This window comes from Pseudoflavonifractor sp. 60 (assembly GCF_009911645.1).
In the GTDB taxonomy this organism is placed as follows: Bacteria; Bacillota; Clostridia; order Oscillospirales; family Oscillospiraceae; genus Lawsonibacter.
In genome coordinates this window covers 1-2,543 of the sequence record NZ_QWKI01000288.1, presented here as the reverse complement: position 1 = coordinate 2,543, position 2,543 = coordinate 1, and the positions used below count along the sequence as shown (strand labels likewise).

Sequence of the window (2,543 nt, the reverse complement as noted above, 5' to 3'; positions counted from 1 at the left end):
GCGTCAGCGTCTGCATCCGCGTCAGCGTCGTCATCACCCTCCTCATCAATGACGTATATCAGCGTGATAACGTTCTTGGCTGAATCCTCACCTAGTGTCAAGGTCTCAGGGCTACTTTCTTTATAGGTGAAAGTCAGCTTTTCGCCATCGACTGTGTAGTTGACCCAATTGGGGTTTTTGCTATTCAGGTCAGCCCCTTCAATCGTATCGCCTACAGTACCATCCTTGGGACCGCTAGTCACTGTAGCGTTCTTCTCACCATTCACATAGTACTCACGCACGATTTTATAGGTGGTTTTGCTTTCCGTGTCGCCGTCTTTCTGCCAAGTAGCAGTATAGATGATTTCGCCATCCTCGTTGGCATCGTCTGCACTTACTACGAGATTGACAGCAGGAGCCCATCCCATAAAGGTGTAGCCATCGCGGGAAGGAGTACCCTTAAACTCGGGGGTTTGAGCGCCCTCGCTCAATTGGTCGGTGCGCTGATCCTTGAAGACCTCCTCGCCATCCACACCATCGGTGTAGATGACGGTATATGTGGCTTGAACAGGAACCTCGTGGGTGATCCAAACGGTCAGCGGAAAATCATCTGTGAAGAAATACCATTCGCTCCCATCGGAAACAAAGGTAGCTTTCACTATGTCGTTCTTATCATTAAGATAATGGATACCACCTTTAGTCGATGCATAGTTAGCGTTCCATCTACCCAGATAATATTCGCTGTTAACGGTCAGATCACACAGCCAGGGATACTGCGACGCAGGCGCATCGCTGCCAAATCTGCCGTCATTCTCATAAACCTCACCAAAAGACCACCCAGCGGTGGAGTTTTTGAGCGACATAAAGCCAGCGTGCGTGGCCGTCGAATTATACAGAGGATTTGCATTTGGATAAGTTACACACTTGACGTAGACATATCCCTTTTGACTTGCATTTGCACTTGGAAGGTCGTTCACTGTGGGTTTATCAGGCTTTACCACCGTACCAGTACCATCATTGGTGACCGTATAGTAGAGGTAGCCACTGAAGCCGGCATACGTCTGGCCACTGCTTGCGATGTTCGCAGTGGGACGCAGTGTCGTAATGGTAAATCCGACCACGATGGTAGTTGTTCCAGTTCCGGTGCCCTTCGTAAAGTCCACTACCAGACCGTTTTCTGTACTTCTGGCCTTTGCAGTTGCAACAGAGGGGTTCGTGTTCTTTTCGATTGCGATCATCTGGAACCCATTAGGCCATCCGGCAATATGTGCGCCCCAGTAATGGCAGAACGCAACGTCAGTAGCGGTGGGATTCTCGTCATCCAGTACGACTGTACCATAGCCGTTTTGCGCAAATCCGTTGTTCACCGTATTGGAGGTATTTGTATTGGGGTTGAACTGGCTATATGCCGTCTTGATGACATTATCGGTCTTGGTGACTATATCGTACGTACTGCTCGCAATTTCTAACAGTTCTTCCGCAACCCGCAGGGCCTGGGCCATTGCAGTGACGGCACTCTGAACGTCGGCGCGGTCCTCGTAGACGGTCCCCAGCAGCGCCTCATAGGCGGTGGAAACCTCGCCATAGAGGTACTCCATGATCCACTCGGCATTGTCCGGGTTCACGGCAGGGATCGCCGCAACAGCGTCCAGGAACCGCTGGACCTCAGCGGGGACCGGGATGACTGCCTCCAGCAGGTCTTCCACCAGGTCGGTAATGACATCTCCGGCAGCGGCGCCGGCGTCCTGAGTGAGGTCACCCAAGGTAGGAGGTGCAACGGGCTCTTCGGGGGCCTCGTCGGGGGTCTCCACAGGGGTCTCCACGGGAGCCTCATCGGGGGTCTCCGCAGGAGTCTCGTCGGGGGTCTCCGCAGGGCCCTCGTCGGGGGTCTCCGCAGGGCCCTCGTCGGGAGTCTCCGCAGGGGCCTCGTCGGGGGTCTCCGCAGGGGTCTCGTCGGGGGCCTCGTCGGGGGTCTCCACGGGAGCCTCGTCGGGGGTCTCCGCAGGGGCCTCGTCAGGGGTCTCCGCAGGGGTCTCGTCGGGGGTCTCCTCGGGAGTCTCGTCGGGGGTCTCCTCGGGAGTCTCGTCAGGGGTCTCCACGGGGGTCTCGTCAGGGGTCTCGTCAGGAATCTCCACGGTCTCCGCCACGGAGTCCACTGAGGTACTGCCCTCAGCGGCCAAGGCGGGCAGCTGGAGCATCCCGACGCACATTACCAGGGAGAGCGCCAGGGCCAGGCCGCGCCTGTACAAACGCTTTGACTTTTTCATATTATCTTCCTTTCTTTGCAAGGTCGGATGCAAAGGATCCGGCGGGCGGGCTACCATTCCGCAGTTTCCCGCGGGGAAGGTCCAACCTTTGCGTCACCGGGTTTCCCCGATTTTGCCAGTTGCAGTCCGGCGAACATAACGCCTCCTGACGGGCTGTCAGGTCTGCGTCCCAGTCCCGTAACTTTGCGCCGCCGGATTTCTCCGGGTTTGCCAATGCGCCGCGCTGCTCCCGCCGCCAGCGGCGCGTGTGACGGCGGGGCCGCCCCAGGGTGGAGCGTTCAGAGACATATGGTCCCG

The 2,543-nt window shown here is 56.9% G+C and carries 1 pseudogene and 1 riboswitch; the pseudogene reads right to left on the bottom strand.

The annotated features are described in order from the left end of the window. Nucleotides 1–2,246, bottom strand: a pseudogene (locus tag D1646_RS21640) (hypothetical protein); the annotation flags it as partial. Nucleotides 2,247–2,283: 37 nt separating this feature from the next. Continuing rightward, a riboswitch (cyclic di-GMP riboswitch) is annotated at nucleotides 2,284–2,373 on the bottom strand. Nucleotides 2,374–2,543: the final 170 nt, after the last annotated feature.